This is a genomic window from Nocardia niigatensis NBRC 100131 (assembly GCF_000308655.1).
Lineage (GTDB): Bacteria > Actinomycetota > Actinomycetes > Mycobacteriales > Mycobacteriaceae > Nocardia > Nocardia niigatensis.
Genome location: NZ_BAGC01000040.1, coordinates 212,245 through 236,148 on the forward strand (window position 1 = coordinate 212,245; position 23,904 = coordinate 236,148).

19 protein-coding genes, 4 tRNA genes and 4 pseudogenes are annotated in these 23,904 nt (G+C 67.2%); 12 read left to right on the forward strand and 15 right to left on the reverse strand.

Annotated elements, in window-relative coordinates:
• Positions 1–21: 21 nt before the first annotated feature.
• The gene (locus tag ON33_RS13740; RefSeq protein ID WP_040858895.1) at positions 22–1,509 is read right to left on the reverse strand and encodes an FAD-binding protein; all 1,488 of its coding nucleotides are present in this window, start codon (positions 1,507–1,509) and stop codon (positions 22–24) included.
• A gap of 137 nt (positions 1,510–1,646) precedes the next feature.
• Between ON33_RS13740 and ON33_RS13745 the strand changes: the two genes are divergently transcribed.
• The 4 genes and pseudogenes from ON33_RS13745 to ON33_RS44265 form a co-directional block, all read left to right on the forward strand.
• On the forward strand, positions 1,647–2,033 hold the full coding sequence (locus tag ON33_RS13745) for a nuclear transport factor 2 family protein (protein ID WP_040858896.1): 387 nt from the start codon (positions 1,647–1,649) through the stop codon (positions 2,031–2,033).
• Positions 2,034–2,251: 218 nt separating this feature from the next.
• Positions 2,252–2,809 carry a nitrate- and nitrite sensing domain-containing protein gene (locus ON33_RS13750; protein ID WP_040858898.1) on the forward strand — a complete coding sequence of 186 codons (558 nt, stop codon included), beginning with the start codon at positions 2,252–2,254 and terminating at the stop codon, positions 2,807–2,809.
• Positions 2,810–3,166: 357 nt separating this feature from the next.
• Positions 3,167–4,036 (forward strand): SDR family NAD(P)-dependent oxidoreductase, encoded by an 870-nt coding sequence (locus ON33_RS13755; protein ID WP_040858899.1) that lies wholly within the window; start codon positions 3,167–3,169, stop codon positions 4,034–4,036.
• Positions 4,037–4,088: 52 nt separating this feature from the next.
• Positions 4,089–4,376: pseudogene (locus ON33_RS44265) on the forward strand (nuclear transport factor 2 family protein); the annotation flags it as partial.
• Between the two features lie 124 nt (positions 4,377–4,500).
• On the opposite strand, the gene ON33_RS13760 reads toward ON33_RS44265, so the two are convergent.
• From ON33_RS13760 to ON33_RS13770, 4 genes and pseudogenes are all read right to left on the reverse strand, one after another.
• The gene (locus ON33_RS13760; RefSeq protein WP_245550532.1) at positions 4,501–5,421 is read right to left on the reverse strand and encodes a TIGR03619 family F420-dependent LLM class oxidoreductase; all 921 of its coding nucleotides are present in this window, start codon (positions 5,419–5,421) and stop codon (positions 4,501–4,503) included.
• A gap of 2 nt (positions 5,422–5,423) precedes the next feature.
• Positions 5,424–6,200: a hypothetical protein gene (locus ON33_RS13765; RefSeq protein ID WP_040858900.1), complete on the reverse strand. Its 777-nt coding sequence runs from the start codon at positions 6,198–6,200 to the stop codon at positions 5,424–5,426.
• Positions 6,201–6,367: 167 nt separating this feature from the next.
• Positions 6,368–6,829, reverse strand: a pseudogene (locus ON33_RS43290) (SDR family oxidoreductase); the annotation flags it as partial.
• Between the two features lie 48 nt (positions 6,830–6,877).
• A tRNA-Val gene (locus ON33_RS13770) sits at positions 6,878–6,949 on the reverse strand.
• A 400-nt stretch (positions 6,950–7,349) separates the two neighbouring features.
• Between ON33_RS13770 and ON33_RS13775 the strand changes: the two genes are divergently transcribed.
• The 4 genes and pseudogenes from ON33_RS13775 (at position 7,350) to ON33_RS13790 (ending at position 9,817) form a co-directional block, all read left to right on the forward strand.
• Positions 7,350–7,422: transfer RNA gene (locus tag ON33_RS13775), tRNA-Gly, on the forward strand.
• Positions 7,423–7,445: 23 nt separating this feature from the next.
• Positions 7,446–7,516 (forward strand) — tRNA-Cys (locus ON33_RS13780).
• 25 nt (positions 7,517–7,541) lie between these two features.
• Positions 7,542–7,616: transfer RNA gene (locus ON33_RS13785), tRNA-Val, on the forward strand.
• A 223-nt stretch (positions 7,617–7,839) separates the two neighbouring features.
• A pseudogene (locus ON33_RS13790) lies at positions 7,840–9,817 on the forward strand (FdhF/YdeP family oxidoreductase).
• On the opposite strand, the gene ON33_RS13795 reads toward ON33_RS13790, so the two are convergent.
• Positions 9,766–10,083 (reverse strand): hypothetical protein, encoded by a 318-nt coding sequence (locus ON33_RS13795; RefSeq protein WP_157184524.1) that lies wholly within the window; start codon positions 10,081–10,083, stop codon positions 9,766–9,768. The pseudogene ON33_RS13790 and the gene ON33_RS13795 overlap by 52 nt on opposite strands.
• A 144-nt stretch (positions 10,084–10,227) precedes the next feature.
• Here ON33_RS13795 and chrA point away from each other — a divergent pair, with 144 nt between their 5' ends.
• The 3 genes from chrA (at position 10,228) to ON33_RS13810 (ending at position 12,383) form a co-directional block, all read left to right on the forward strand.
• On the forward strand, positions 10,228–11,412 hold the full coding sequence (gene chrA, locus ON33_RS13800) for a chromate efflux transporter (RefSeq protein WP_051152062.1): 1,185 nt from the start codon (positions 10,228–10,230) through the stop codon (positions 11,410–11,412).
• A 98-nt stretch (positions 11,413–11,510) separates the two neighbouring features.
• A complete protein-coding gene (locus ON33_RS13805) occupies positions 11,511–12,014 on the forward strand; it encodes a DoxX family protein (RefSeq protein ID WP_051152067.1) in 504 nt (167 codons plus the stop codon).
• Positions 12,015–12,077: 63 nt separating this feature from the next.
• Entirely contained in the window at positions 12,078–12,383 is a 306-nt protein-coding gene (locus tag ON33_RS13810; protein WP_040859217.1) for an Rv3488 family transcriptional regulator, read from the forward strand.
• Positions 12,384–12,563: 180 nt separating this feature from the next.
• On the opposite strand, the gene ON33_RS13815 is transcribed toward ON33_RS13810, so the two are convergent.
• The 7 genes and pseudogenes from ON33_RS13815 to ON33_RS39590 form a co-directional block, all read right to left on the reverse strand.
• Positions 12,564–13,013 (reverse strand): hypothetical protein, encoded by a 450-nt coding sequence (locus ON33_RS13815; RefSeq protein ID WP_040858902.1) that lies wholly within the window; start codon positions 13,011–13,013, stop codon positions 12,564–12,566.
• Positions 13,010–15,577 (reverse strand): multicopper oxidase domain-containing protein, encoded by a 2,568-nt coding sequence (locus tag ON33_RS13820; protein ID WP_051152174.1) that lies wholly within the window; start codon positions 15,575–15,577, stop codon positions 13,010–13,012. Before ON33_RS13820 ends, ON33_RS13815 begins: the two co-directional genes overlap by 4 nt.
• Before the next feature lie 339 nt (positions 15,578–15,916).
• Positions 15,917–16,210 (reverse strand): annotated as a pseudogene (locus tag ON33_RS13825) (transposase); the annotation flags it as partial.
• Between the two features lie 60 nt (positions 16,211–16,270).
• Entirely contained in the window at positions 16,271–17,086 is an 816-nt protein-coding gene (locus tag ON33_RS13830) for a uracil-DNA glycosylase (protein WP_083868933.1), read from the reverse strand.
• Positions 17,087–17,173: 87 nt separating this feature from the next.
• Positions 17,174–17,560 (reverse strand): DUF488 domain-containing protein, encoded by a 387-nt coding sequence (locus tag ON33_RS13835; RefSeq protein ID WP_040858904.1) that lies wholly within the window; start codon positions 17,558–17,560, stop codon positions 17,174–17,176.
• Between the two features lie 81 nt (positions 17,561–17,641).
• Positions 17,642–20,449: an aconitate hydratase gene (locus tag ON33_RS13840; protein ID WP_040858905.1), complete on the reverse strand. Its 2,808-nt coding sequence runs from the start codon at positions 20,447–20,449 to the stop codon at positions 17,642–17,644.
• 219 nt (positions 20,450–20,668) lie between these two features.
• On the reverse strand, positions 20,669–20,821 hold the full coding sequence (locus ON33_RS39590) for a hypothetical protein (protein WP_169336805.1): 153 nt from the start codon (positions 20,819–20,821) through the stop codon (positions 20,669–20,671).
• A gap of 415 nt (positions 20,822–21,236) precedes the next feature.
• On the opposite strand from ON33_RS39590, the gene ON33_RS13845 reads away from it, so the two are divergent.
• Positions 21,237–21,563: a cupin domain-containing protein gene (locus ON33_RS13845; RefSeq protein ID WP_040858906.1), complete on the forward strand. Its 327-nt coding sequence runs from the start codon at positions 21,237–21,239 to the stop codon at positions 21,561–21,563.
• Positions 21,564–21,696: 133 nt separating this feature from the next.
• Here the strand turns inward: ON33_RS13845 and ON33_RS43995 are convergent, their stop codons facing one another.
• Complete coding sequence (locus ON33_RS43995) at positions 21,697–21,822, reverse strand: hypothetical protein (RefSeq protein ID WP_281033213.1); 126 nt, start codon at positions 21,820–21,822, stop codon at positions 21,697–21,699.
• Positions 21,823–22,110: 288 nt separating this feature from the next.
• The gene (locus tag ON33_RS13850; RefSeq protein WP_085996736.1) at positions 22,111–23,883 is read right to left on the reverse strand and encodes a hydroxysqualene dehydroxylase; all 1,773 of its coding nucleotides are present in this window, start codon (positions 23,881–23,883) and stop codon (positions 22,111–22,113) included.
• Positions 23,884–23,904 lie beyond the last annotated feature (21 nt).

Here is a 23,904-nt window from a genome sequence, read left to right on the forward strand (position 1 = left end):
GCCCCTCCGAGCGAGCTGTGCTCAGCTCTCCGTATCGCCTATCGAGCCAGGTCCAGCCGCCCTCGCGGCAGCGTGCCGCCCGGCGCGGCGGCCGAAGTAAGAGCCTGCGCCCAGCTGGGTACCGCTGGCATAGCCCTTTCCGTCCTGAGCCAGACTCGGCGCGCAGGCGCCCGCGGCGTAGAGGCCCGCGACCAGCGTCCCGTCTGCGCGGCTGACCTGCCCGTCGACCGAGGTGCGCAGCCCGCCCAGAGTGAAGCCGGCGTAGGAGGCTTTCCCCAACGAGAGGTCGAAGGCCGCCCACGGGCCACGATCCTGAGCTTCGACGTACTCGGGCTGCTTGTGGAAGGCGGGGTCCTGCTTGGTTGCCGAATGAATGTTGTAGTCCCTCAGCGTCTTTTGAAGGCTGCCTGCGGGAATCGACAGAGCGGCCTCCATCTCAGCGACGGTCTCCCATCCGTCGATGAAGGGCACCAGCTGGAAGTCACGCTTCTCCAGATGTGCCTCGTCGACAATCAAATACGCCTTCGAACCGGGCTGCTCCATGACAAATCCGGCGCTGCGCGCGTGGTAGGAATCCTCGGCAACGAACCGTCGCCCCAACACGTTCACAATGATGCCCGTCAGATGGCGCGCGGGTGGGTAGACCGGCGCGGTCAGGAAGCACTGGTCCATGTGCTCTGTCGCCCCGCCCACCGACATTCCCAACCGGATTCCCAGCCCATCGTCGAAGGAGGAGCCCAGGGGGTACGGCTTCTCGGCCAGCATCGGGACGAATTGCTCGACCATGGCCGGGTTCATCACGAACCCACCCGCCGCGAGAACTACCGCAGAGGCACGGACCGTTCCCTGGTCCGTCGGCTGCTTCCATCGCGCTCCGACGACGGTGCCGGTCTCGTCGCACACCAACTGCCGGATACTGGTCTCATACCGGATCTCCGCCCGCAGCCGCGCAAGTCGCTCGACCAGTAGATCCATCACCAGTGCCGCACCGCCGGTGTCACCGGCAACCGGCACTTTGTGTCCACGCGGTGCAGGCACAGCCAGTTCACGAAACGGCCAGACGTTCTCGTTGCCGGTGTACATCAAGCCTTCGGTGCCGGGTTGGATTACCGCTTTCTCGGGGTAGAAGGTGCGCTCGAACGTGAATCCCAACCGTTCGAGCCAATGGAAGTGCTCCACGCTGTCGGTGCAATAGGCGCGGATCTTGTCCGCGTCCGGTGCCGCCGAAGCCGCGGTCAGGTACTTTGCCATCTCCTCGACGGAGTCGGCGTGCCCGGTCGCCACCTGCACCGGAGTGCCTGCGCCGAGGTAGAAGTGCCCGCCCGCCATCGCCGATGTTCCGCCCGCGACCGCCGCACGCTCCAGAACGAGCACCCGGGCTCCTTGTGCCGCTGCCTCGGCCGCCGCACACGCCCCAGCGATCCCCGCGCCGACGACCACGACATCGACCTCGTCCGACCAGTCGCCGACATCACCGGCGGGCACCACTTCAGGAATCTTCGTTTGCATGTCGTCACGGTGACTCACGGCCTATCCCCTCGGCCAGAGTGCTGTCCCATCTCGCGGACATCGGAGCGTCGATCTCGCCGAGATCTGATCTCCTGTGCCAGCCGGTAGCGGAACGCGCTGCCGCAGAAAGGAACCCCGTGCCCTCCGCGAACGAGATCATCGCTTCGGTCCACGAATACATCCGCCGGCTCGGCACCGCTGCCTCCGCCGACATTGCCGCGCTCTACGCCGAGGACGCCACTGTCGAGGATCCTGTCGGAGGGAAGATCCGCCGCGGTCGCGAAGAGATCAGCGCCTTCTACAGCGCACTCGATCCCGTCGACACCAGCGCCGAACTGCTTCTCGTGCGGGCATCCGGCGACCAGGCTGCCTTCCACATGCGCGTGGTCACCACAACACCGGATCAAGTGATCACTATCGAACCGATCGATGTCATGACCTTCGACGAGCAGGGACTGATCACGGCGATGCGCGCTTTCTGGGGTCCGCAGGACGTGACAGTCGCCGAATCCCGCCCAGCCTGAACCCGGGTCAGGATGCCACGGTGCCGCGGGCTGCCACACGGACTCGGATCTGGGAGTCAGCGCGGGGTCGGTCCGCGACCCGGGCGCACCCGGGCCCGACGCGACTTCCTATCGGGTAGCGAAGCCGCGTCGTAGGCTGACCACAATTCTCGACCTGCGCTCCCACTGAGTGGAAATTCCGCATCGAAACGGCGCGCGGACGGTCCTACCGTGCGCGTGTGATCAAGGCCGGTAACGGTATTCGGGGCCGCATATTGGCCATTGTCCTGATACCCAGCGTGACCATGCTCGGCTCCAGTGTGGGCGCCGCAGCCTATCTGCTGGAAAACGGTCGGCAAGCCCACAATTGGGCGGTCGAGCTCGAGAAGGCCACCCGGCCCACCGTGGAGATAGTCGCGGCCGTTCAACGGGAGCGCTTCCTGACACTGCAAGTGCTCGCAGGCAATACGGCTGCCGCCAAGAACCTGACCTTGGCGCGCAACGAGGCCGACGAAGCCGTCAGCGAGATGCGGTCTGCAGGTGACGCGATCTCGGAGCTGGATCCGGAGACCATCCTCGCAAGCGTGACAGCCATCAGCGCAACGCTCGGGCGACTGCCGGAAATTCGTCAGCGCTTGTTCGTCGTCGCCAAATTGGCAGGCCGTCACGGCGTCTCCGTCCGCCTGCGCGAATCCAATCACGGTGGAGTGCAGGCAATCGTCGTCCTGCCCCTGACCTTCGTCGTCGAGGACGACAACGTCCAGCGAACAACCTCACGCGCCATCGAGTCGCAGTAGCACGCCCTGCGACGACACGAATTCGAACGAGCCCAGCACCTTCGGGTAGTCACCACAGGCCGAAAATGGTTGAAGTGAAGGCAATTCCCCCCATCTGGCGAGCCACCTCCAACGTGGCTCGCCGCACCCGCATCGACACGCCGTCGACCACCGAACGTCATACCAGCGCAGGCCCTTGGAAAGCGGCCGATCGATACAACGTTGCCGGATTCCTCTTCGACAGGCTCGCTCTGCGCGGCAGGGCGCCCAACCGCGGAACATATCGGTCATGACGTCGCCGACGACCGGAGCAAATCGGCTTCCGCCCAACGGGAACCCAACCCCTTCGATACAGTCCCCGCGAACAAACTGACGATCATGAGCGACTACAAAGGAACATTGCAGAATCCCGATCTGTCCATGTACGGACCTTGGGCGGTGATCGCCGGCGGTTCGGAGGGTGTCGGGGCCGAGTTCGCACGGCAGCTTGCGGCGACAAATATCAATCTGGTGCTGGCGGCGCGCAAACCCGAGCCGCTGGCGGAGACCGGCGAAGCCTGCCGGGAGCTCGGTGTGGACGTGCGGACGCTGGCGGTCGATCTCGTCGACGGCGGTGTCGATGAGATCATCAGGGCTACCGCGGACATCGAGGTTGGTCTGCTCATCTGCAATGCCGGGGCCAACACCCACAGCATGGAGTTCCTCGACGGCGACGCGGACGAATTCCAGCGGGTGATAGACCTCAACATCACCGCGACCTTGGCATTGGTGCGGCACTTCGGTCGCGCCATGCGGGACAGAAGGCGGGGCGGGATCCTGCTCGTCGGCTCGCTGGCGGAGTTCGCCGGGTCGGTGCGGCACACGACCTACGGCGGCTCGAAGGCGTTCCTGAGAATCTTCGCCGAGGGTCTGTGGCTGGAGTTGCGTGATCACGGCGTGCACGTCCTCGAGTTGATCCTCGGGGTCACTCGCACCCCGGCTATGGCACGCGTCGGGCTGAATTTCGACGCCCCGGGGTTGACGGTGTCCGAGCCCGCCGACGTGGCGCGGGAAGGTCTGGCGCACTTGGCAGATGGGCCGGTTCGGATTGTCAGCGGCAATATGGAGTCCGTCGCGAGACGCCTCGATCCGGACCGCGCGAAGGTCGTGTTGGAGGGGCACCGGGCCGTCGCCCGGTTGATGGGCCTGGAGCCGTCGACCGACGTCGAGAACAGCGCGCCGACGGGTCAGGAGGCGGTCCGTGGATGACGCGCTGGCTCGCTTGGAGCGACGTGTTCAACGAGTCGAAGACGAATTGGCGGTGACGCGCCTGCTCACCTCGTACGGTCCGCTCGCCGATTCCGGAGACGCCGACCGGACTGCTGAATTGTGGTCCGAGAAAAGCGAATACGACGTCGAAGGCTGGCGCATGCACAGTCGCGAGGAAGTGCGCGCGATGCTCCGGTCCGATAGTCACCAGACACTCATCGGCGGCGGCAGTGCGCACTTCTTCGGCCCGCCGACCATCTCGGTCGACGAGGACGACGCGGTGGCCGTCTGCAAGGCGCTCCTGGTGCGGCACGACGCCGACGGATTCCCCATCATGCGCGCCGGGGCCCACCGAATCCGCCTGCACCGCTTTGCCGAAGGCTGGCGTATCACACAACGCGTGACGCGGCTCTGGACGGCAGTCCAGAGGCCCGCGCCTTGCTCGCCGACGGCGTCTGACGGTTTCAACCGCAGTGCGGCGGGTTTTCGCCTCCCGCGCCGCACCCCGGAGTCGCGGCGCTCTCGAAGCTGGAAAGGCCCGAAAGGGCCTCCAGCTGTTCGAGATATTGGCCGAGCGACCGATGCATCAGACGGGGTTGCACGATGGTGGCTCCCGCTTCGGCCAGTTCAGCGATCACGTGTTCGGAGCGTTCGGGTGCGGCGACCGGATCCAGCGCCTCCGACGTTGCCACCACGACATCGAAATCTGGTGGATCGCATTCCTTCAGCCGAGCCCGCAGCTGCCCGGGTGTGAGTACCGCGGGCAGCCAGCCGTCGCCGAGGGTGACGGCCCGTCGCAGCGCGGCATCGCTGGCACCGCCCACCCAGATCGGCAAGTGCCGTTGTACCGCGCTTGGATCGACCACCAGATCCGCGAATCGGTAGTACTGCCCGGTGAATTCGGGTACCCGCTGGCCCAGCGCCGCCCGCAGCGCGGCGACGGCTTCATCCGCGCGCCGTCCGCGATCGGTGAACGACGCACCGAGCAATTCGAATTCCTCGCGTGCGGTTCCGACACCGACGCCGAGCACCACGCGACCACCACTGATGCGATCCAAGGTGCCGTATCGCTTGGCGATGGCCAGCGGATGGTGGTAGCCGAGCACGAGAACGCTGGTGCACAATCTGATTCGCTTCGTCCGAGCGGCCAGGTACGACAGGGTGGCCAGTGGATCCCAGTACCGGGTCCCCCGTGTTCCCTTCAGCATCGTGGACTCGGAATGCTCTGCCACCGCTATGTGTTCGCTGCACGTGACATGGTCGAATCCGAGTCGGTCACCGGTTTCGGCGATCCGTGCGATTTCCTCGATGCCCGCTTCGTGCTCCCACTCGGCGGACCGCCCCGGAATGTCCAGCACCACCGGGGTGCTGATACCCATGCGCACCGTCACCGGTTCTCCCAGGGGTCGATCGTCCGCACCGGCCCCGCCAGTAGCGTCGTCTCGACCTCCGGACACGGCGACCCGAATCCCGCCGCATCCCATTCCTTTTCACGAGCCGCCAGCTCGCGCGTTACCTCGGCCGGATCGGCGTCCAGGTAGAGCAGCCGGATCCGGATCGAGCCGGGCAGGTATTCGGCCGTGCCATCCAGCGGCGGGGCCGGATGCTTCTGGAGCGAATGCAATGCGAAGGTCCACGCGCCGGCCACCCCGGGACTATCGACCAGAGCGGGTAGCCGCACGCGGTCGTACCAGCCGTAGTGGTCATGAGTCCGTGCACCGTGCGGCTCCGCGAACCGGCTCACCGTGACGTGGAGGCCACGGTTCGGCCGGAACGGTAGTGCGTCGGCGGAGACCCGGGCGCGCTGCGCCACATAGCCCTTCACCGGGGTGAAGAACGCGGTCAACGGCCTGCGCACGCCGGGCAGCAGCGGGCCGCGACCCCATTGAATCGAATCCTCGCCGAGTTTCCGCCATTCCGCGAGGCTCTCCTCGTACGGCGACCGGAACCAATACATCGCCATGTAATCGGTCCCGGACAGTTCCGGGCAGGACGCGCCGAGCTGCGTGTACTCGGCGGGTCGCGCCCATCTGTCGCCCCACGCCACCCCGGGCAACAGCAGATTCTCCGGCCGGTGGTCGAATATGTGCCACTCGTTGTACTCCCGGTGCAGACCCGGGTCGGCGAGATCGACGAACGAGAAGAACGCCCGCTCGGAGAACATAGGGAAACCTCCTGTCCTGGCATCGGTTCGGTCACCGACGCCCGCGTGGGCCCACGCTAGGGCGGCCTGGCTGGTGACATGCCGCAACCTTCCGGCCAACGGGACAGGCGCGGGCCGCTCCGAGGGCGGATCCAGTCATCCGAACGGCTTGTGGGGCACGCTGAGTTCGCGACCTCGCTGGCATCAGCGGCACGTCCCAGGGGTATCTGCAGGAAGTCCTCCGGGATGCCCTGGGTCGTCGGGGTGCGGACCATGCCCGGATGCACCGAGTTGACACGAATCTCGTACTGGGCCAGTTCGAGTGCCGCGTACTTGGTTTCTTGGAGTCGACCAGCCCTTACTGACGACGACCGAACGCACGTGGAGGTTCGCGACCAACGGTCACTGTGCACGGTGATAATCAGCGGGGCATAAGGCGGCTGGAGGAGAACTGGTTCCGCGCTCCTACAACCCCGGATGGATCCGGGCAGACCTTCCACGGAACCGACATCACGGGCTGCACGACCAACCTGGACGACGTCGTCACCGAACACCAACCACACGGAGTGATGTAGATCACAATGGTTAGCCGCTATCCATCGGGGCCGCTCCGAGATACTCCGACCCGCCGGGTGACGCGGATTTGGCACGAAACAAGCAGGCCAACACGTTTACCGTGTTGGCCTGCTTGTTTGCAGTGGTTCTAGCTGGGATCGAACCAGCGACCCCTCGCGTGTGAGGCGAGTGCTCTCCCGCTGAGCTATAGAACCGTAGCTCGCCGCCCCAGGGCGGCTTGTTCTTCCTGGCGTTTTGCCGTTCCGAACGAGACAGAACTTTACACAGATCGCCGTCGTCACACCAAATCGCGTGCGTGTGGGCGCAAAATCGGGTTGTGACGGGCGGGCTGTCGTGTCGCGCGAGGTTCATCGGAGTGTTGCCCGTTCGCTACGGGGTATTGGTTGCGGCGGGGTGGGATCGAGGTGGCCTGCGTGGCTGCGGGCGACCCCCGGAATTTCGGGGGCGGCTTGTTCTGCGCCGGGGAGGCCGCGCGAACTACACAGCTGTAGTTCAGATTTACCACCTCTCACCAGGCGATTTGTTACCTGCGCGGATCGTCGGCTAATGTTCTCTCTCGTCAGCGGGACAGCCGAAAGGCGCCCGGGGCGAAATGCGGATGTAGCGCAGCTGGTAGCGCATCACCTTGCCAAGGTGAGGGTCGCGGGTTCGAATCCCGTCATCCGCTCGAGAGGCCGACACGGCCTGCTTGGCGGTGTGGCCGAGTGGTGAGGCAACGGCCTGCAAAGCCGTGCACACGGGTTCGATTCCCGTCGCCGCCTCTTCTTTTTGAAGAGCAAAAGACCCGCGCGATTAGCTCAGCGGGAGAGCGCTTCCCTGACACGGAAGAGGTCACTGGTTCAATCCCAGTATCGCGCACCATGTTTCGTACAGATCAGGCCCGGCTCACGCCGGGCCTTTCTGCTGTCTCGGGTATAGCAGGTATTCGGCGGCCGCTGGCGCGTACTGATCGGCGAGATCTATCGTTTGTTCGTTGATGCGTCTTGGACGACATCGGCGAGCGTTGACGAGGACGAGGACAGCTACGGGCCCGGGCTCGGTCGAGCCGGCGGTCCGGATCATCGGATCGTCGAAGGGATGCGTGATGGCCACCGTTCCACCCGTGGGCGCCGACTCCGGCGACAGCGTTGAGCCTGCGTTCCACCCCTATACCCACCCCGCGGCCGGCTGGGGTGCGGCCAAGAGCGTGACCGCTTTCCTCGCCCGCGAGCGCGAGGGGGTCGCCGGGCCGCGGGCGATCGTGACGATGAATCACGAGAACGGCGGCTTCGACTGTCCCGGGTGCGCGTGGCCCGACGATCTCGAGGGCCTGCATCTCGAATCTGCGAGAACGGGATCAAGCACGTCACGTGGGAGATGACACACAAGCGAGTCGGGCGCGAGTTCTTCGCCGCTCATACCGTGACGGAGCTGTCGGCGTGGAGTGAGTTCGACCTGGAGAACCAGGGCCGGTTGACGGAACCGATGAGCTACGACCCCGAGACCGATCGCTACGTACCCATTTCCTGGGCGGATGCCTTCGAGCTGGCCGGGCGCGCCCTGCGCGAACTGGATGACCCGAATCGGGCCGCGTTCTACACGTCCGGCCGGCTCGGCAATGAGGCCACATTCCTGTACCAACTGCTCGCGCGGGAACTCGGCACCAATAATCTGCCGGACTGCTCGAACATGTGCCACGAGGCCAGTGGGCGCGCCTTGCAGGCCGCGCTCGGAACCGGCAAGGGCACAGTCGATCTGAAGGATTGGGGGACGACGGACGCGCTGTTCATCCTCGGGGTCAATGCGGCGTCGAACGCGCCGCGCATGCTGACGTCGCTGGTCGAGGCCAACAAGCGCGGCGCGAAGATCGTGCACATCAACCCGCTCGTCGAGGCCGCCGCCCGCAGGGCGATCGTTCCGCACGATTTCCTCGCGATGGCCGCCTTCCGGGCGACACCCACCAGCGACCTGAACCTGCAGCCTCGGATAGGCGGCGATATGGCCCTGCTCCGCGGTATGGCCAAAGCCGTTCTGGAGCAGTCGAAGTCGGATCCGAAGGCAGTCGACCGGGAATTCATCGACCGCTACACCAGCGGATTCGAGGAATATCGCGCCGTCTGCGATGCCACGTCGTGGACCGAGATCGAACAGCTGTCCGGGGTCGGCGAAGAGCGGATCCGGGCGGCCGTCGACATCTACCGCGCCGCCGATCGCACCATCATCAGCTGGTGTCTGGGTGTCACGCAGCACGAGCACGGCGTCGACACCGTGCGCGAGATCGTGAATCTGCTGCTGCTCCGCGGCAATCTGGGCCGGGAGGGCGCGGGGCCGTCGCCGGTGCGCGGGCACAGCAATGTGCAGGGCAATCGCACCTGCGGGATCGATCATCGGCCCAGCGAGGCGTTCCTGGAGCGGCTCGGCGAGGCGTGCGGCATCGAGCCGCCGCGTGCGCACGGCCTGGACACGGTCGCCACGATCGAGGCGATGACGGCCGGCCGGGTGACGGTGTTCGTCGGCATGGGCGGGAATTTCGCGCTCGCCGCCCCGGACACCCCCTACACCTTCGAGGCATTGCGCAACTGCGAGTTGACGATTCAGGTCAGCACCAAGCTGAATCGCAGTCATCTCGTGCACGGGCGGCGGGCGCTCATCCCGCCGTGCCTGGGCCGCACCGAGAAGGACATGCAGCGCAAGGGAATCCAGTCCACCTCGGTGGAGGACTCGATGAGCATGGTGCACCTGTCGGACGCTCACACGATCAGTGGAACACCACCATCTACTCCGACAACGATCGCTATCGGGGCGTGAAGAATCTGCGCACGCTGATCTTCATGAACGCCGAGGACATGCGTGAGCGAGGGCTCAGTGAGTTCGACGAGGTCGATATCACCAGCATCGCCCGCGACGGCAGCACCCGGAAGCTGAACCGCTACAAGGTCATCCCGTACGACATACCGCGGGGTTGTGCGGCCGGATACATGCCGGAGATGAATGTCCTGTGCGCGATCGGTGACTACAGCACCCAGAGCGATCAGCCGATCATGAAGAACGTCAGCGTGCGGGTCGAGGCTTCGGGCCGCTGACCGCGCCGATCTGATCGTCGACCGGCTGCGACGACGCGGGAGTCGCTCGCGGCCGGGTGACGATCGCTGACGCAGCCGCGCGCGTCCTCGGCGGCGAGGGGTACGGCGGCGGCCGCGGTCGCCCAATCGGCATGGGCCACACCCCATCCCACTCCCCAGGTACCGGCGAGGGCGACCGCGAGGACATAGCGGCCGGCGTGGCGCGCCGACGCCCCCGGGTCGAAGTCCCGCATTTGCGCGGCCTGGACGACGGTGTCGGTGTGCAATGTTCCGAGCAGGACGGACAGGGCCGCGGTGGCGGCGAACAGGGACAGTCCCGGCAGGTCAGCGAGGTCCGGCCACCGCTGCTATCGTCTGCCGATATCGGGATCCGTTTCCCGATGAGTCCGATCGAATGAGGGAGCGCGGGCGTGGCCGGTGCGGCTGAGGAACTCTCCGGCGAGGCCGTCGATGTTCGATTGACGACGATCGTTCGGGAGTGGGGGCGGATCGGCTGTATCGGATTCGGCGGGCCGCCGACGCATATCGCGCTGTTGCGCCGATTGTGCGTCGAGGAGCGGCGCTGGATCAGCGCGACCGAGTTCGAGGACGCGATCGCCGCGACCAATCTCTTACCGGGACCGGCGTCCACCCAGCTGGCGATCTACTGCGCGTGGCGGTTACGGGGAACGGTGGGGGCGCTGGTGGGCGGGGTGTGTTTCATTGTGCCCGGTCTGGTGTTGATTCTGGTGCTGGCCGCGTTCTTCCTCGCGGGTGGCGCTCCCCGATGGGCTCAGGGCGCGGCGGCCGGTGCCGGTGCAGCCGTGGCAGCGGTCGCGGTGCAGGCCGGCAGCGGGCTGCTGCCCGCCGGCTGGCAGCGTGCCGGGACGGCCGGGCCCGCACGGATCAGGTGGGTCGGATATCTGCTCGTCGGTGGGGTGGCGGCCGCGACGATCGGCCCCTGGCTGGTACTGGTCCTGGTCGTGGCGGGCATCGTGGAAGTTGTTGTCCGCACCGGTATTCCGAGCAGATCCAGCATCGGAGCCGGGCCGTTGCCATTGGCGGCCGCGGTTCCAGCGCTCGGCGGCCTGGCGGCGGTGAGCTGGGTGGCGTTCAAAGTGGGCGCCTTGTCCTACGGCGGCGGGTTCGTGATCATCCCGCTCATGCAGGCCGACGCGGTCGACCGCTATCACTGGATGAGCGCCGGTCAGTTCCTCAATGCTGTTGCGCTGGGCCAGATCACACCCGGCCCGGTGGTGCAGACGGTGGCGGTGGTCGGATACGCGGCGGCCGGTGTACTGGGCGGCCTGTTCGCCGCGTTCGTCGCCTTCACCCCGTCGTTCCTGTTCGTCATATTCGGTGGCCCGCACTTCGATCGGCTCCGGGCGAACGACCGCGTGCTGGCCTTCCTGTCGGGCGCAGGTCCCGCGGTCATCGGCGCGATCCTCGGCTCGGCGATCCCACTGGCACTCGCCCTCCAGCAGGTCTGGCAGTTCGCGGTGCTGGCCGCGGCCGCGCTGTGGCTGCTGGCCGCCCGGCGCGGCGTGGTCAGCGCGCTGTTGGCGGCGGCCGCACTCGGGGTCGGGGCATCCGTGATCGGATTGCCGATCACCTGAGCCGTTCCGGGCACGCCGCCGCTCTCCGATCCAGTGGAGCTCAGCGGCGGTAGGCTGCCGTCCTGGTGCACTATCGAGCGACGATTCCGGAGGTCGATATGGCGGCAAGTTCGGTTCGATGGTCCTGGCAGGCGATCCTCCGGCCAGACGGTCCTCCCGCGGTGATCTGCGTGCGATTGTCGGTCGGGCTGGTCTTCCTCGGCGAGGGCATCCAAAAATTCCTGTATCCACACCAACTCGGGCCCGGCCGGTTCGACAAGATCGGCATCCCGGCTCCCACATTCTTCGCCGACCTCGATGGTGTAGTCGAAATCGTCTGCGGCACACTGATAATCATCGGCCTGCTGACCCGGCTCGCCGCCGTTCCGCTGCTCATCGACATCAGCCTCGCGATCATTCTGACCAAGCTGCGGGAGCTGCGTCCCGGGGGATTCTCCGGCGTCCAAGGGTTCTGGGGAATGGCGCACGACGCCCGCACCGATCTGTCGATGCTCCTCGGCCTGATCTTCCTGCTGTGGGCCGGCCCGGGTCGATGGTCACTGGACGCGCGACTGGTTGCGAATTCCACACCCGTCGGCCAGGAGAATGCTCGTGCCGCTTGATCGACGGTGACCATAGAATCGGAAACCGATATCGGTTCCGTCATCTATCTGGAGGTGGCTCACATGCGCGAATTCCAGCGGGCCGCAGTGCGACTGCACATCCTCCATCACGCGGCCGAAGCGGAAGTCCACGGGGCGTGGCTCACCGAGGAACTTCGCCACCACGGTTACCACATCAGTCCTGGAACGCTCTACCCCACTCTGCATCGCCTCGAAGCCGACGGACTGCTGACGTCCCATCAACAGGTGGTCGACGGCCGTACACGCCGGGTGTATCGGGCCACCTCGGCCGGCCACGCCGCGCTCGCCGAAGACCGCCGCGCACTGCGGGAACTGGCCCGGGAAGTCCTCGGCAGTACCGACAGTTGAAACCGGCCCTGGTGGCCGCCACGCCGACGCACGTAGTCATCGAGGGTTGTGGCGGTTGACGGTGGTGCGGGATGCGGGACACCGGGATCCAGGAATGGGCCTGACCCTGGCGCGGCGCGGCCCGCGGGCGGATCTCCGATGAATCAGGGCCGCCGACCGGTCGTCCAGGATCGGGGTGGTTCAGGTTGCATAACCTTCGACGAGGCCGGTGGCGAGCAGGACGATGCCGAGCGAGCCGATCAGTGCGGTGAGGGAAGCTGCTCTAGCTGTACCGGGCTGTGTCTTGGCTTGTGCGATCCCGTGGACACCGGCCGCGGCCATCACGACCGCGAACAAAAGCAGCTTGGCCGCAAGTGTCCGGCCGTAGCCGGGTTGCAGTAGCGATGCCCAGGTGACGCCGTGCCGACCGGCGAGCAGGATGCCGGTGGTGATCTGCACCGGCAGGAACCCGGCGAAGGTGATGGCCGCGAACCGCTTGCCGACGGCACGCAGGACCTCGGCGCGATCCGCGATGGCGAGCTTGTCTCGTGCGGGTGGCAGGAGTACGAGGGTGATGGTCAGCTGTCCGCCGACCCAGGTGATGGCTCCGAGGACGTGCAGGAATCGGATAATGGTCCAGATGTCGATCACTGGTGCTCCGTGACGGTGATGATGCCGTGTGCGCCGTTCTCGGCGTGACGCATGTCGTGGTCGACGAACGCGTAATGGCCGGCTTCGGGGAAGGTGAGCTCGACGAATCCTCCTTGGGCGGGAGCGAGGTCGAGTACTTGCGCGCCACCGGCAGCATCGCCAGGACGCAGCAGCCAGTTGCCTTCTCGGTAGACGGTGTCGAACTGGCCGCCGACGATGTGGAAGGCGGTGGCATCGCCGGGACCTGCGTTGACGACCCAGATGCGGACCCGTTCACCGGTACGTGCGGGCAGCGGGGCGTGGTCGTACTGGGCGGCCATGCCATTGAACATCCAGCCATCGGGTTGTCCGGCACGGATTTCGGCCGTCGGGGGGTCGCTGCCGGGGTCGCCGAGGTAGAGCTGGGAGCTGACCAGCAGGTACTCGCGGTCCACGGCGGGAAGACCGGGCGGGTCGATGATCACCGCGCCGTACATGCCGGCGGCGATGTGCTGAGACATCGGCATGGTGCTGCAGTGGTAGAGCCACGCTCCGGCGCGTTGTGCGGTGAACCGGTAGACCAGCCGTTCGCCGGGACCGATGCTGCGCATCGGCCCATCCGGAGCCACCGCGCCGGCGTGGAAGTCGATGCCGTGGCTCATTGCGGTGTCGTTGATCAGAGTGATCTCGAACTGGTCGCCGACCTTCCCGCGCAGCGCAGGGCCGGGTGTCGTGCCGCCGAAGGTCCAGCGATGTTCCCGCCGTCCCGGTGCGACCTCCACGTCTTGTTCGCTGACGCGCAGGTCGATCCGATGCACGAGGCCGGTGGCGGGTGCGAGCGTGGCGTCGCGGGGTGCCCATCCCGGTGAAGGGCCTGCGGCCAGGTCGAGTCCGGGACCGGCGGTCGTGCCGCTTCCGCTGCCCGACCCTGCCGGGGTGTGCGGGTGGTCGCTGTGGACGTGAATGCTCATGGTCATTCCGGCGGCGCGGTGCCCGGCCACGTCGCACCAGGCTCGCCGGTCACCGCGCACCTGCCCGACCTCGAGTAGCGCGGTCTGGCCGTGAGCGAGTCGAGGTGTGCGCTCACCGGTGTCCAGACGCAGGTCGTGCACCATCGGATCCTGGTTGGTGATACGCAGCACCAGGCGGGTGCCGGCCGGGACGTCCACGCTGGCTGGGCGAATGCGCATTCCGCTCAGCGTCACCTCGACGGTGTGCGCGTCGCCGGAGACCGTGGCTGTGCCGGTGTGGTGGCCTCCGCTGGTGGCCAGTGCCGCGGCGAGCACAACGGTGATCAGCCCGGCCAGGACACCGGTGGTGGTGCCAGGCTGCCGGCGGCTGGGTTCGGCGTCGAGGGTGCCTCGCCGTGCGACCGGGACCGCCACCCGCAATGCCAGCACCACGAAGGTGGCGGCGCTCAGCGCCGCGACCGCCCACCCGATCTGGGGAAGGGGGCTCGGCCAGGCGACGGCGACCAGGACAACGGCGAGATTCGTTGTGGCGACCCGCAGTTGCCAACCGCGCGCGAGGATCTCGGCGACGGCTTTGTGTTCGGCCGGGCCGCGACCGAGCACGACCGGCAACAACTGGGTCAGCGCGCCGATGAGCACCTGGGCGGCGAACCCGACTGCGAGCACCGGCATGACGGTGGCGATGATCGTGGGCAGCGCATCGACCGATCCGGCCAGCAGCAGCCGGGTGGCGTCGAGTGCCACCGCAATAGCGAGCCAGACAGCGGCGGCAACGAGCATCCACGCCGCAGGACTCCGCGGACGGCGCACGGGACGCAACGGGCTGGCCACGAGGGCGATTCCCGTGGCGTAGCAAGCCAATCCCGCCACTGTCACCCACACATTGGCCGCGAGCATGCCGCCGACGGCAACAACCAGTCCCGCGATCAGCGTGGGCAGGGCACGCCGCGCAGCGGTCAGGCTGACAGCGGTGATCCGGGTGCCGGTGGTGGTCGGCCACAGGGTGAACAGCGTGCCCAGCACCGACAACCCGACCCAGCCCAGCAGCGCGAGGTGGACGTGCGCCGCCCACAGCCGCGGATACCACTCTCCGACACCGATCGCCATCGCGGCGCCAGCGGCTGCAGCGGCGATCAGCGCGGTGCTCGCGGCGGTGTAGAAGCCGATCAGATAGGTGAAGCGTCCAGCCATCGCCGTCTTGTTCGTCCGCAGCAGATGCACGGTGTGCACGGTCGCGATCGCTGCGACACCGGTCCCGCCGACCCGGGCGAGCACCGCGAGATCGACCGTTACGCCGACGAGTGCGCCAACGATGCACAGGTTCAGAAGGCTCAGCCCGAGCGCCAATCGCCGCGGCGACGGGCCAGGCACCCGGCACAGCGTCTCGACGAAATGCTGCGACCAGATCACGATCGCGTTGGTCACCGCCCCGAGCAACAAGGCGTGCAGCGCTGCCCACGCAGGCACACTGCTGAAAACCTCATGGGTAGCCAGCAAAACGACCGCTACAGCGAGCCAGCCGAGCACCACGACATTGCCCCACACGAACACCGGGCCCCGCGGACCGTGCCGGCGACCACGCGCCGCCGGCGGGGTGAGATCAACGAACTGCATCACCGACACCCCGAAGTCCCGAGACCCGTGAGTGGTAGCGCGTGATCACAGTGTCGCCTGCCCGGGACCTGTATCGATTTTCCTCCACAGGCTCCAACACAACTCAATGATCATTTCGCCGGGTAGGGACATTCGTCCCTACCCGAAAAGGCCGTCGCCACCAAATACGCGCGAGAGCTGAGCGATGCTGTACGGCTCATGCGGACACCAACCGGCCGGTCGGATCCTCGGCCGGAGTCACCGAGTTCGAGATCGCAGGGCAGCCGCAGGTGCCGTGTGCGCAACCACCGGTCAGTGCGGGAGATTCGCGCTCTCCCATACCTGTTCATCCTGCCCTGTTCATCCTGCGAGCGGGGGCGACCAGGGCCTGACTTTCTCCACCACACGCCCCGGTCCGTTCCACAGATGCCGGTGGTCGGATGCCTGCACCGCTTTGGGCAGCGCCCGGCGGGCGTCCTCGGCATAGGCTGTGGAGCCATCCCGCACGACGATCTCGACACCGGGATGCTCGCACAGCCCGGCTCTCAACGAGTCGGACTTGTGATCGGGCAGTATGTCGATGCGTTCATGGGTAGCGGCGTCGATCAACACGCTGGCGTAGCTCTTCCCGCGGCGCAGCGTGAGGTCGTCCACACACAGTCCCAATCTCGGGTGATTCAGTTCTTCGGGGTCAGTGGCTGAGGTAGGCGCACGTCAGTAGCGCTCGTCACTTTCGTTATTTCGGGTGGCTGTTGCTGCTGTGGCGAGGGCGCGCTGTAGGAGGTCGTGGAGCATGGTGGGGGTGAGGGTTCCGGTGGATATGTTGCGTTGGCTGGGGTGGTAACAGCCGTATAGGTGCAGTGGGCGTGACGGGTGGTCGAGACGGACGTGGCGGCCGTGGCCGAAGGTCGGGTGGGGCGTGGGCAGGGTCCAGCCGGTATCGGTGAGGACCGGAAGTAGTGCGCGCCAGGCGAATCCGCCGAGGGCGACCACGACGGACAGGGTGGGTTGCAGAAGGTGGAGTTCGCGAGTCAGCCAGGGGCGGCAGGTGTTGCGTTCGATGGTGGTGGGCTGGTTGTCGGGTGGGGCGCAGTGCACGGGGACGGTGATACGCACGTCGTGCAAGGTCAGGCCATCGTCTCGGTGGGTGGAGCTGGGCTGGGAGGCGGCGCCGAGTGTGTGCAGGGTGGCATAGAGCAGGTCACCGGAGGGGTCGCCGGTGAAGATGCGGCCGGTGCGGTTCCCGCCGTGTGCCGCTGGAGCGAGGCCGATGAGGGCGACCGCGGCGTTGACCGGGCCGAATCCGGGGACGGGTTTGGCCCAGTAGTCCCAGTCGCTGTAGGTGCTGCGCTTGATAGTGCCTATGTGTTCGCGCCAGGCGACCAGCCGCGGGCAAGCCCGGCATCGGATCAGGGCGTTTTCCAACTCGCCGGGCGTCTCGGCAGCGGGCGCCTGTATCGCCGGATAATCGGCGGATGCTGGTTCGGGGCCGGGTGCCGGTCGAGCATCCAGACCATGGTGGTGTGGCATTCCCGCTCCCGATGGTGTCGCGTGGTCCCGCTTGGTCGCTGCTGTAGCGGCATGAAGTGATCCGAACCCTCATGGGTCGGGTCGCGTTCAGTGCGGCCGGTGCCGGTCCGGGGTTTCGGTGTCGGTGAGCCAGTGCGCGAGGACCGCTGCTTGGCTGTGGTCTACGTCGCGGGTCGCGGTCAGCAGTGTCACGTCGGTGTCGGTGGCGAGTTGGCGTAGGTGATCGGCCGCGGCGCGGTGTGGTGGTGTGGCCAGTTCGGCGAGGTAGCGGCGCCGGAATTCGGTGAATCGTTCGGGCTGGTGGTTGTACCACTGCCGCAACTCGGTGGAGGGTGCGATATCGCGGAGCCATTCGGTGAGGACGAGGCTGTCCTTGCGCAGCCCGCGGGGCCAGATCCGGTCGACCAGAATCCGTGCCCCGTCGGCGGCGGAGACCGGGTCGTAGACTCTGCGAAAGGTGACATGACCGGTCATAGTGTCTCCTTTTGTCTGTTATGGCAGCGGTCGGTCGTGTTGGGTGGCGAATTTTCGTTGTCGACGACTCCAGGGTGAGGCTCAATCGGTGAGCAGTTGACGCAGCACGTAGTGCAGGATCCCGCCGTGCCGGTAGTAGGCGGCCTCGGCCGGGGTGTCGATCCGCACGGTGGCGGCGAATTCCCTTGTGTTCCCGGCGTTGTCGACTGCGCGGACGGTCACCTGCCGCGGGAAGGTATCCGCGGTGTTGGCGTGGGTGAGCCCGGTGATCGAATACGTTTCCTCGCCCGTCAGTCCGAGTGTTTGCACCGATTGGCCGTCAGCGAACTGCAGCGGTAGCACTCCCATGCCTATCAGGTTCGATCGGTGAATCCGCTCGAAGGAGCAGGCCAGCACCGCCCGCACGCCGAGTAGCAGTGTGCCTTTGGCTGCCCAGTCTCGTGAGGACCCGGAGCCGTATTCGCTTCCGGCGAGGATCAGCAGCGGCACCTGTTCGGCGGCGTAGGCACAGGCGGCGTCGAAGATGCTCATCTGCGCTCCGTCGGGCAGGTGCCGGGTGAAGCCGCCTTCGGTGCCGGGTGCGAGCTGGTTGCGCAACCGGATGTTCGCGAAGGTGCCGCGGATCATCACCTCGTGGTTGCCGCGACGTGACCCGTAGGAGTTGAAGTCCTGCGGGGTGACGTCGTGCTGCTGCAGGTAGGTTCCGGCGGGGCCGTCGCGTTTGATCGCCCCGGCCGGGGAAATATGGTCGGTGGTCACCGAGTCGCCCAGCACCGCCAGTACCCGGGCACCGGTGATGTCTTCGACCGGTTGCGGGTCGGGGGTCATGTGCTCGAAATAGGGCGGGCGGCGGACGTAGGTCGATTCGTCGTTCCAGCCGAAGACCTGCCCTGCCGCGACGTCGAGACCGCGCCAGCGTTCGTCGCCGGTGTACACATCGGCGTAGCCGTGGGTGAACATCTGCGAGCGCAGGCTGGTGGCGATGACCTCTTCGATTTCGGCGGTGCTGGGCCAGATGTCGCGCAGGTATACCGGGGTTCCGTCGGGGGCGGTCGCCAGCGGGTCGCGCAGCAGGTTGATGCGCATGGTGCCGGCCAGCGCATAGGCGATGACCAGCGGTGGAGACGCGAGGAAGTTCATCTGGGTCTCCGGGTGGATGCGGCCCTCGAAATTGCGGTTGCCCGACAACACCGAGCACACCATGAGATCACCGGCGGCGATGGCGGCGCTGACTTGCGGGATCAGCGGCCCGGAGTTGCCGATGCAGGTAGTGCATCCGTAGCCGACCAGCGAGAACCCCAGTTCGTCGAGGTAGGGGGTGAGTCCCGCACGCGCGTAGTAATCGGTGACCACCCGCGAGCCCGGCGCGAGAGAGGTCTTGACCCACGGTTTGCGGGTCAGGCCCCTCTCGACGGCCTTCTTCGCCAGCAGTGCCGCGCCGATCATCACCGACGGATTCGAGGTGTTGGTGCACGAGGTGATCGCGGCGATCACCACGTGCCCATGATCGACCGTTGTGGCGGCCTGGTCGGCGAAGGCCACCTGCTGCGGCGCCGAGGGCCACCGGTGCGCCTGCTCGCAGTCGCACGGCGCATTCGGTCCGTCGGCGGCGCGGTCGTGGTCGATGGCGATCGGGTCGCTGGCCGGGAACGATTCGCCCGAGGCCTCGTCCAGTCCGGCCGATGCCGCCACGGATGGTTCGCCGACCAGCAGGGACGCGACCGCGTGCGGGGCCCGCGTCAGTGGGATGCGGTCCTGGGGGCGCTTGGGCCCGGCGATGGACGGTTCCACGGTCGACAGGTCCAGTTCGATGCGTTGGCTGTAGTCGGGTTCGTGGTCGGGGTCGTGCCACAGCCCCTGCTCCTTGGCGTAGGCCTCGACCAGGCGTGTCTGCCGTTCGGGGCGACCGGTGAGCCGCAGGTAGTCCAGGGTGACCGCGTCGATCGGGAAGATCGCGCAGGTGGAGCCGTATTCGGGGCTCATGTTGCCGATGGTGGCGCGGTTGGCCAGGGGCACGTTCGCCACGCCGGGGCCGTAGAACTCGACGAACTTGCCGACCACACCGGTGTGGCGCAGCAACTCGGCAACGGTGAGCACCAGGTCGGTGGCGGTGGTGCCCTCCGGCAGTTCGCCGGTCAGTTTGATCCCGAGAACCTGCGGAATCAGCATGCTCATCGGCTGGCCGAGCATCGCAGCCTCGGCCTCGATACCGCCGACGCCCCAACCGAGCACGCCGAGCCCGTTGACCATCGGCGTATGCGAGTCGGTGCCCACCAGGGTGTCCGGGTAGGCCAGCGGCGGCCCGCCGTCCGGGTCGTCGCGGGTGAACACCACTCGTGCCAGGTATTCGAGGTTGACCTGGTGGCAGATGCCGGTGTCCGGGGGGACGACGGCGAAGTTCTCGAAGGCCTGCTGCGCCCACCGCAGCAGCTGGTAGCGCTCGACGTTGCGGGTGAACTCCAGTTCCGCGTTGACCGCGAAGGCATCCGGGCGGGCGAAGACGTCGGCGATCACCGAATGGTCGATGACCAACTCGGTCGGGATCAGCGGGTTGATCCGGCCAGGATCCCCACCCAGGGCGGTCATCGCATCGCGCATCGCGACCAAGTCCACGACACACGGCACTCCGGTGAAGTCCTGCATCAACACTCGTGCCGGGGTGAACGCGATTTCCGTGGCGGCGACCTCGTCGGGGTTCCACGCGGCGAGTGCGCGTATCTGCTCGGCGTTGATCCGGTGCCCGTCCTCGCATCGGATCAGGTTCTCCAGCAGCACTTTGAGGCTGTAGGGCAGCCGGTGCGCGGTCGCAATGCGGTCCAGTCGGTAGATGGTGAACTCGCGGTCCTCGACCGTCCAGACATCGCGAGCCCCGAAACTGTTGCCGCTCATGATCGTCGCCCGTCCGCTACGGCGTGGGGTTGTGCGGTGTTGTTCGGGTACGGCGATTCGGGCATGTGACGCGCCTCCTGATCAGGGGCTGCCGGGCATCACCATCGCTGCGCCGGCAGCGTCTGGCCTACTGATTCACTGTATGCCCCACGGTGCTGGATGAGACCACTCCCCCGCGGCGACCGCACAGTTATCGCCGAGCATGAACGGCCGTGGGTGTCAGTATCGGCTGCCGATGCTTCGCCAGCGTCGTCCTGATGTGCCGGGTTCGTGTGGCGCGATGGCGAACACCCGGTCCGGGTCGTTGTCGTCGTATCCGGCGACGTGGACGACAGCGGCGACCGGGGACAGCGGCGGAATGTACCGAACCATGGGCTCGGCATGTACGGCGTAGCCGGTGATCGACTCGGGCGCGCCACCGCCACCGCATCGTCGCCGCTGAGCGGGCGACAAGCGTGGGCGGGCCGGAGACGCCAGGACGGCCGCCTGAGACCGCCCTGCGGGTAATGGTCTTCGACTACGACGAGCCGCCCTCTGGTGTCGTGGGCGGCTCGGCCGAGCGTGTCTACATCGACTGCGGGTAGCCCTTCGACAGCGGCGGCCGCTCGTGGGGCGATGCGGTTCGTTGCCGACCACGCTCACCGCACCATCGAAACCCTTGTCGCGCAAAGCTTGCGCAGTTGATCGTGCTACCCAGCGCCGGACTGATCTATCGTCGCGGGCCGCGATCATTGTCGAGCAGCAGGTGGAAGTTGATCGATGATGCGGCAGCGGGGATGGTGGGGTGATGGAGAAGTTCTCGTTGGATGCGCTGGCCCGTGAGCAGTTGGCGCGGGCGATCTCGGTCCCGGCGGGGCGCAGCGCGAGCACGGTATACGGCGGGCACGAGCATCGGCTGCGGCAGACCGTGGTCGCGCTGGCGGCGGGCACATCGATGGCCGAACACGATAATTCGGGCGAGGCCACGGTGTTCGTATTGCGTGGCCGGGTACGGTTGCACGGCCCGCAGGCCGTGTGGGAGGGCCGCGCCGGTGATCTGCTCGTGGTCCCGCAGGCGCGCCACGGTCTCGAAGCCCTCGAGGACAGCGCGGTGCTGCTGACGGTCGCGAAGTAGCCGCCCGCGTCGACTCGCCGGCCGGTCACCACGGCCCGTCCGGGTCGGGTACCGGCGACTGCTGGTGCGGTCGCACCCGCAGATGCCGCAGCCCGTCCGGACCTGCGGTGTAGGAGCGCGGCGCAGCCCGCGGCTACCGGACCGGGGCGCCGGGGTCCAGGTCGAGCTCACCCAACTCTGTGGTCAGAGTGCCGGTCCCGGCCAGGACATGCACAGGGGTGTCCACCGCCAGGCCCGGACCGGGGGTCGAACTCGCCATGGGCGCCAAGTGACGATGGTGGCATCGAGGTCGTGGCGACGCTGGATCGGCAACGACCACGCCGCCGGTGCCTGGTCGGCATCCGGGTCGAGATCGCCGGGGCGGGTGTGTCCGACCAGGCGCGGCAGCGGTGCAGTGGCGATTTTGCCGATGCGTACCCGCGACGATCGGGGCCGCGTTTTCCGAATACGCCAGGCTCGCAGCGCAACTAGGGCAGATCCGCCACGCCGGCCCGCCGATCGCGGCTGCAGGTGCTGGCCGCGTTCGGGCAGGCCAAGGGATGAGGGGTCACACGTCCAGTAGGTGCGGCAGGCCCGAGCGGTAGCGGTCGGCGTCGAGGGTTTTGAGGGGGTCGAAGAGCGGGGGCGCGAAGAGGGGGAAGATTTCGGCGCGGGAGCCGGGGGCGCCGGCGGCGTCGAGGATGGCGTTGGCGGCGGCGCGGCCGGATTCGTTGGCGCCCTCCATGGTCGCCAGGTCGATGTGGGTGCGGACGTGGTCGCCGGCGAAGAAGAGGTTGGGGATGGCGCAGGCGGCGTCGGGCCGGCGGTCCCAGGAGCCGACGGTGTTGACCAGCAGGGGCGTGTCGTTGGCGGCGGCGCCGTCGTCCCAGTGCACGCCGGTGTCGAGGAACCAGGAGTGGATGTCCTCGTCCCGCAGCCAGCCCGTCGAGTTGTTCAGCCAGGCCGACAGTTGCGCCCATACCTCCTGCGCCACTTCGTCTTTGGTGCACTCCTTGGCTGGCTTGCCGAAGACGATGCCCGGGGTGTCCCAGTCGGAGACGTCCACCGACAGGCATTCGACGACACTGCCGTCGCCGTACCGGGAGGCGAAGTCCCCCACCCACATCGGCGCCTGCCGCAGAGCGGTGAGCGCCCACGGGGTGCCCAGCGCCGCGATGTGCCCCTCGGGGAGTTCGGTCGGCCGGGTCAGGTAGTACTGAATGCCCACCATCCAGTCGACCTCCAGCTCACGCATGCCCGCCAGCCGCGGGTCGGCGTCGAGGATGTCGTCGCTGAGCAGCGGCACCGCGCGATCCACCGGCATGGCGCAGACGTACCAGTCGGCGTCCACGCGGCCGCCCGCGCCGCCACTCACCCTCGCGCCGGTGATGCGGCCGTTGCCGAGCTCCAGCCCGATCGCCTTGGTGCCCATCTCGAACCGCACGCCGCGCCCGCGCAGGTACGTGGCCCAGGGGTCGATCCAGGCCTCGTTGGTGGGCCGGTTGAGGATGCGGTCGACGCCGCCCCGGTACTGCGGCACCAGTCCGGTCCCGGCCAGCACGAGTGCCTCACCGATGGTGCCGATGGTGCGGGCCGAACTGCGATAGGGCTTGGCGGCCACGGTGATCCGGGTCAGCGCGTTCACCACGTACTCGCGGTAGGCGTCGGATTTGCCCTCCGCCTCCATCACCTGCGCCCACGACTGGTACTCCCATTCACCGAAGCGGCGCTCGGTGCTGCTGGTGAACCAGCGCAGCATCTTCCGGGTGAACAGGGCCAGTTCCTGGGGCGGCAGTTCCGGGATGAAGCCCACGGCGGCGGCCAGGGTGGTGCGCACGGTCTCGGGGGTGATCTCGGCGAGCCCGCCGATCTCGACCGGTGTCACGGCCGGCGGCAGGTTCCGGAATCCGACGGTGGCGGCCTGCACCCGCACCAGGTTGTCCGCCACGCCATTGGCATTGCCCGGGAAGGGAATTCGGCTCATGGTGTCCGGAATGTGCTGATAGCAGCCCGGAAAGAATCGGAAGCCGTGTTCACCGGGTAGATCCAGCCGACCGCCCGCGCCGGTCCCCGGCACGCTCATGCTGCGCGCTTTGCCGCCCAGCGCGACCGGTTCGTACACGGTGACCTCGAAGCCGCGCTCGATCAGTTCGTGCGCGGCGGTCAGTCCGGAGACGCCGCCGCCGAAAACGGCCACACTGCGCCCGCTGCCGGACGCGGCGGCCCGCACCGGCTGCGACAACGCGGGCAGACCGGCCGCCGCGGCGGCGATCAGACTGCCGCGCAGGATGGTTCGACGAGGGACGGAGTGGGATGACGGTTCGGGATACGGGCGGTTCACGGGATTCTCCTCGGGCAGACA

Coding starts and splice junctions, on each gene's coding strand:
- ON33_RS13765 (WP_040858900.1), bottom strand. CDS start 6,200: ATGTTCTCCGAGCGGGCGTTCTTCTCGTTCGTCGATCTCGCCGACCCG.
- ON33_RS13835 (WP_040858904.1), bottom strand. CDS start 17,560: ATGACCGGTCATGTCACCTTTCGCAGAGTCTACGACCCGGTCTCCGCC.
- ON33_RS13740 (WP_040858895.1), bottom strand. CDS start 1,509: ATGCAAACGAAGATTCCTGAAGTGGTGCCCGCCGGTGATGTCGGCGAC.
- ON33_RS13845 (WP_040858906.1), top strand. CDS start 21,237: ATGGAGAAGTTCTCGTTGGATGCGCTGGCCCGTGAGCAGTTGGCGCGG.
- ON33_RS13805 (WP_051152067.1), top strand. CDS start 11,511: ATGGCGGCAAGTTCGGTTCGATGGTCCTGGCAGGCGATCCTCCGGCCA.
- ON33_RS39590 (WP_169336805.1), bottom strand. CDS start 20,821: ATGGTTCGGTACATTCCGCCGCTGTCCCCGGTCGCCGCTGTCGTCCAC.
- ON33_RS13755 (WP_040858899.1), top strand. CDS start 3,167: ATGAGCGACTACAAAGGAACATTGCAGAATCCCGATCTGTCCATGTAC.
- ON33_RS13840 (WP_040858905.1), bottom strand. CDS start 20,449: ATGAGCGGCAACAGTTTCGGGGCTCGCGATGTCTGGACGGTCGAGGAC.
- ON33_RS13820 (WP_051152174.1), bottom strand. CDS start 15,577: ATGCAGTTCGTTGATCTCACCCCGCCGGCGGCGCGTGGTCGCCGGCAC.
- ON33_RS13830 (WP_083868933.1), bottom strand. CDS start 17,086: ATGCCACACCACCATGGTCTGGATGCTCGACCGGCACCCGGCCCCGAA.
- ON33_RS43995 (WP_281033213.1), bottom strand. CDS start 21,822: ATGGCGAGTTCGACCCCCGGTCCGGGCCTGGCGGTGGACACCCCTGTG.
- ON33_RS13810 (WP_040859217.1), top strand. CDS start 12,078: ATGCGCGAATTCCAGCGGGCCGCAGTGCGACTGCACATCCTCCATCAC.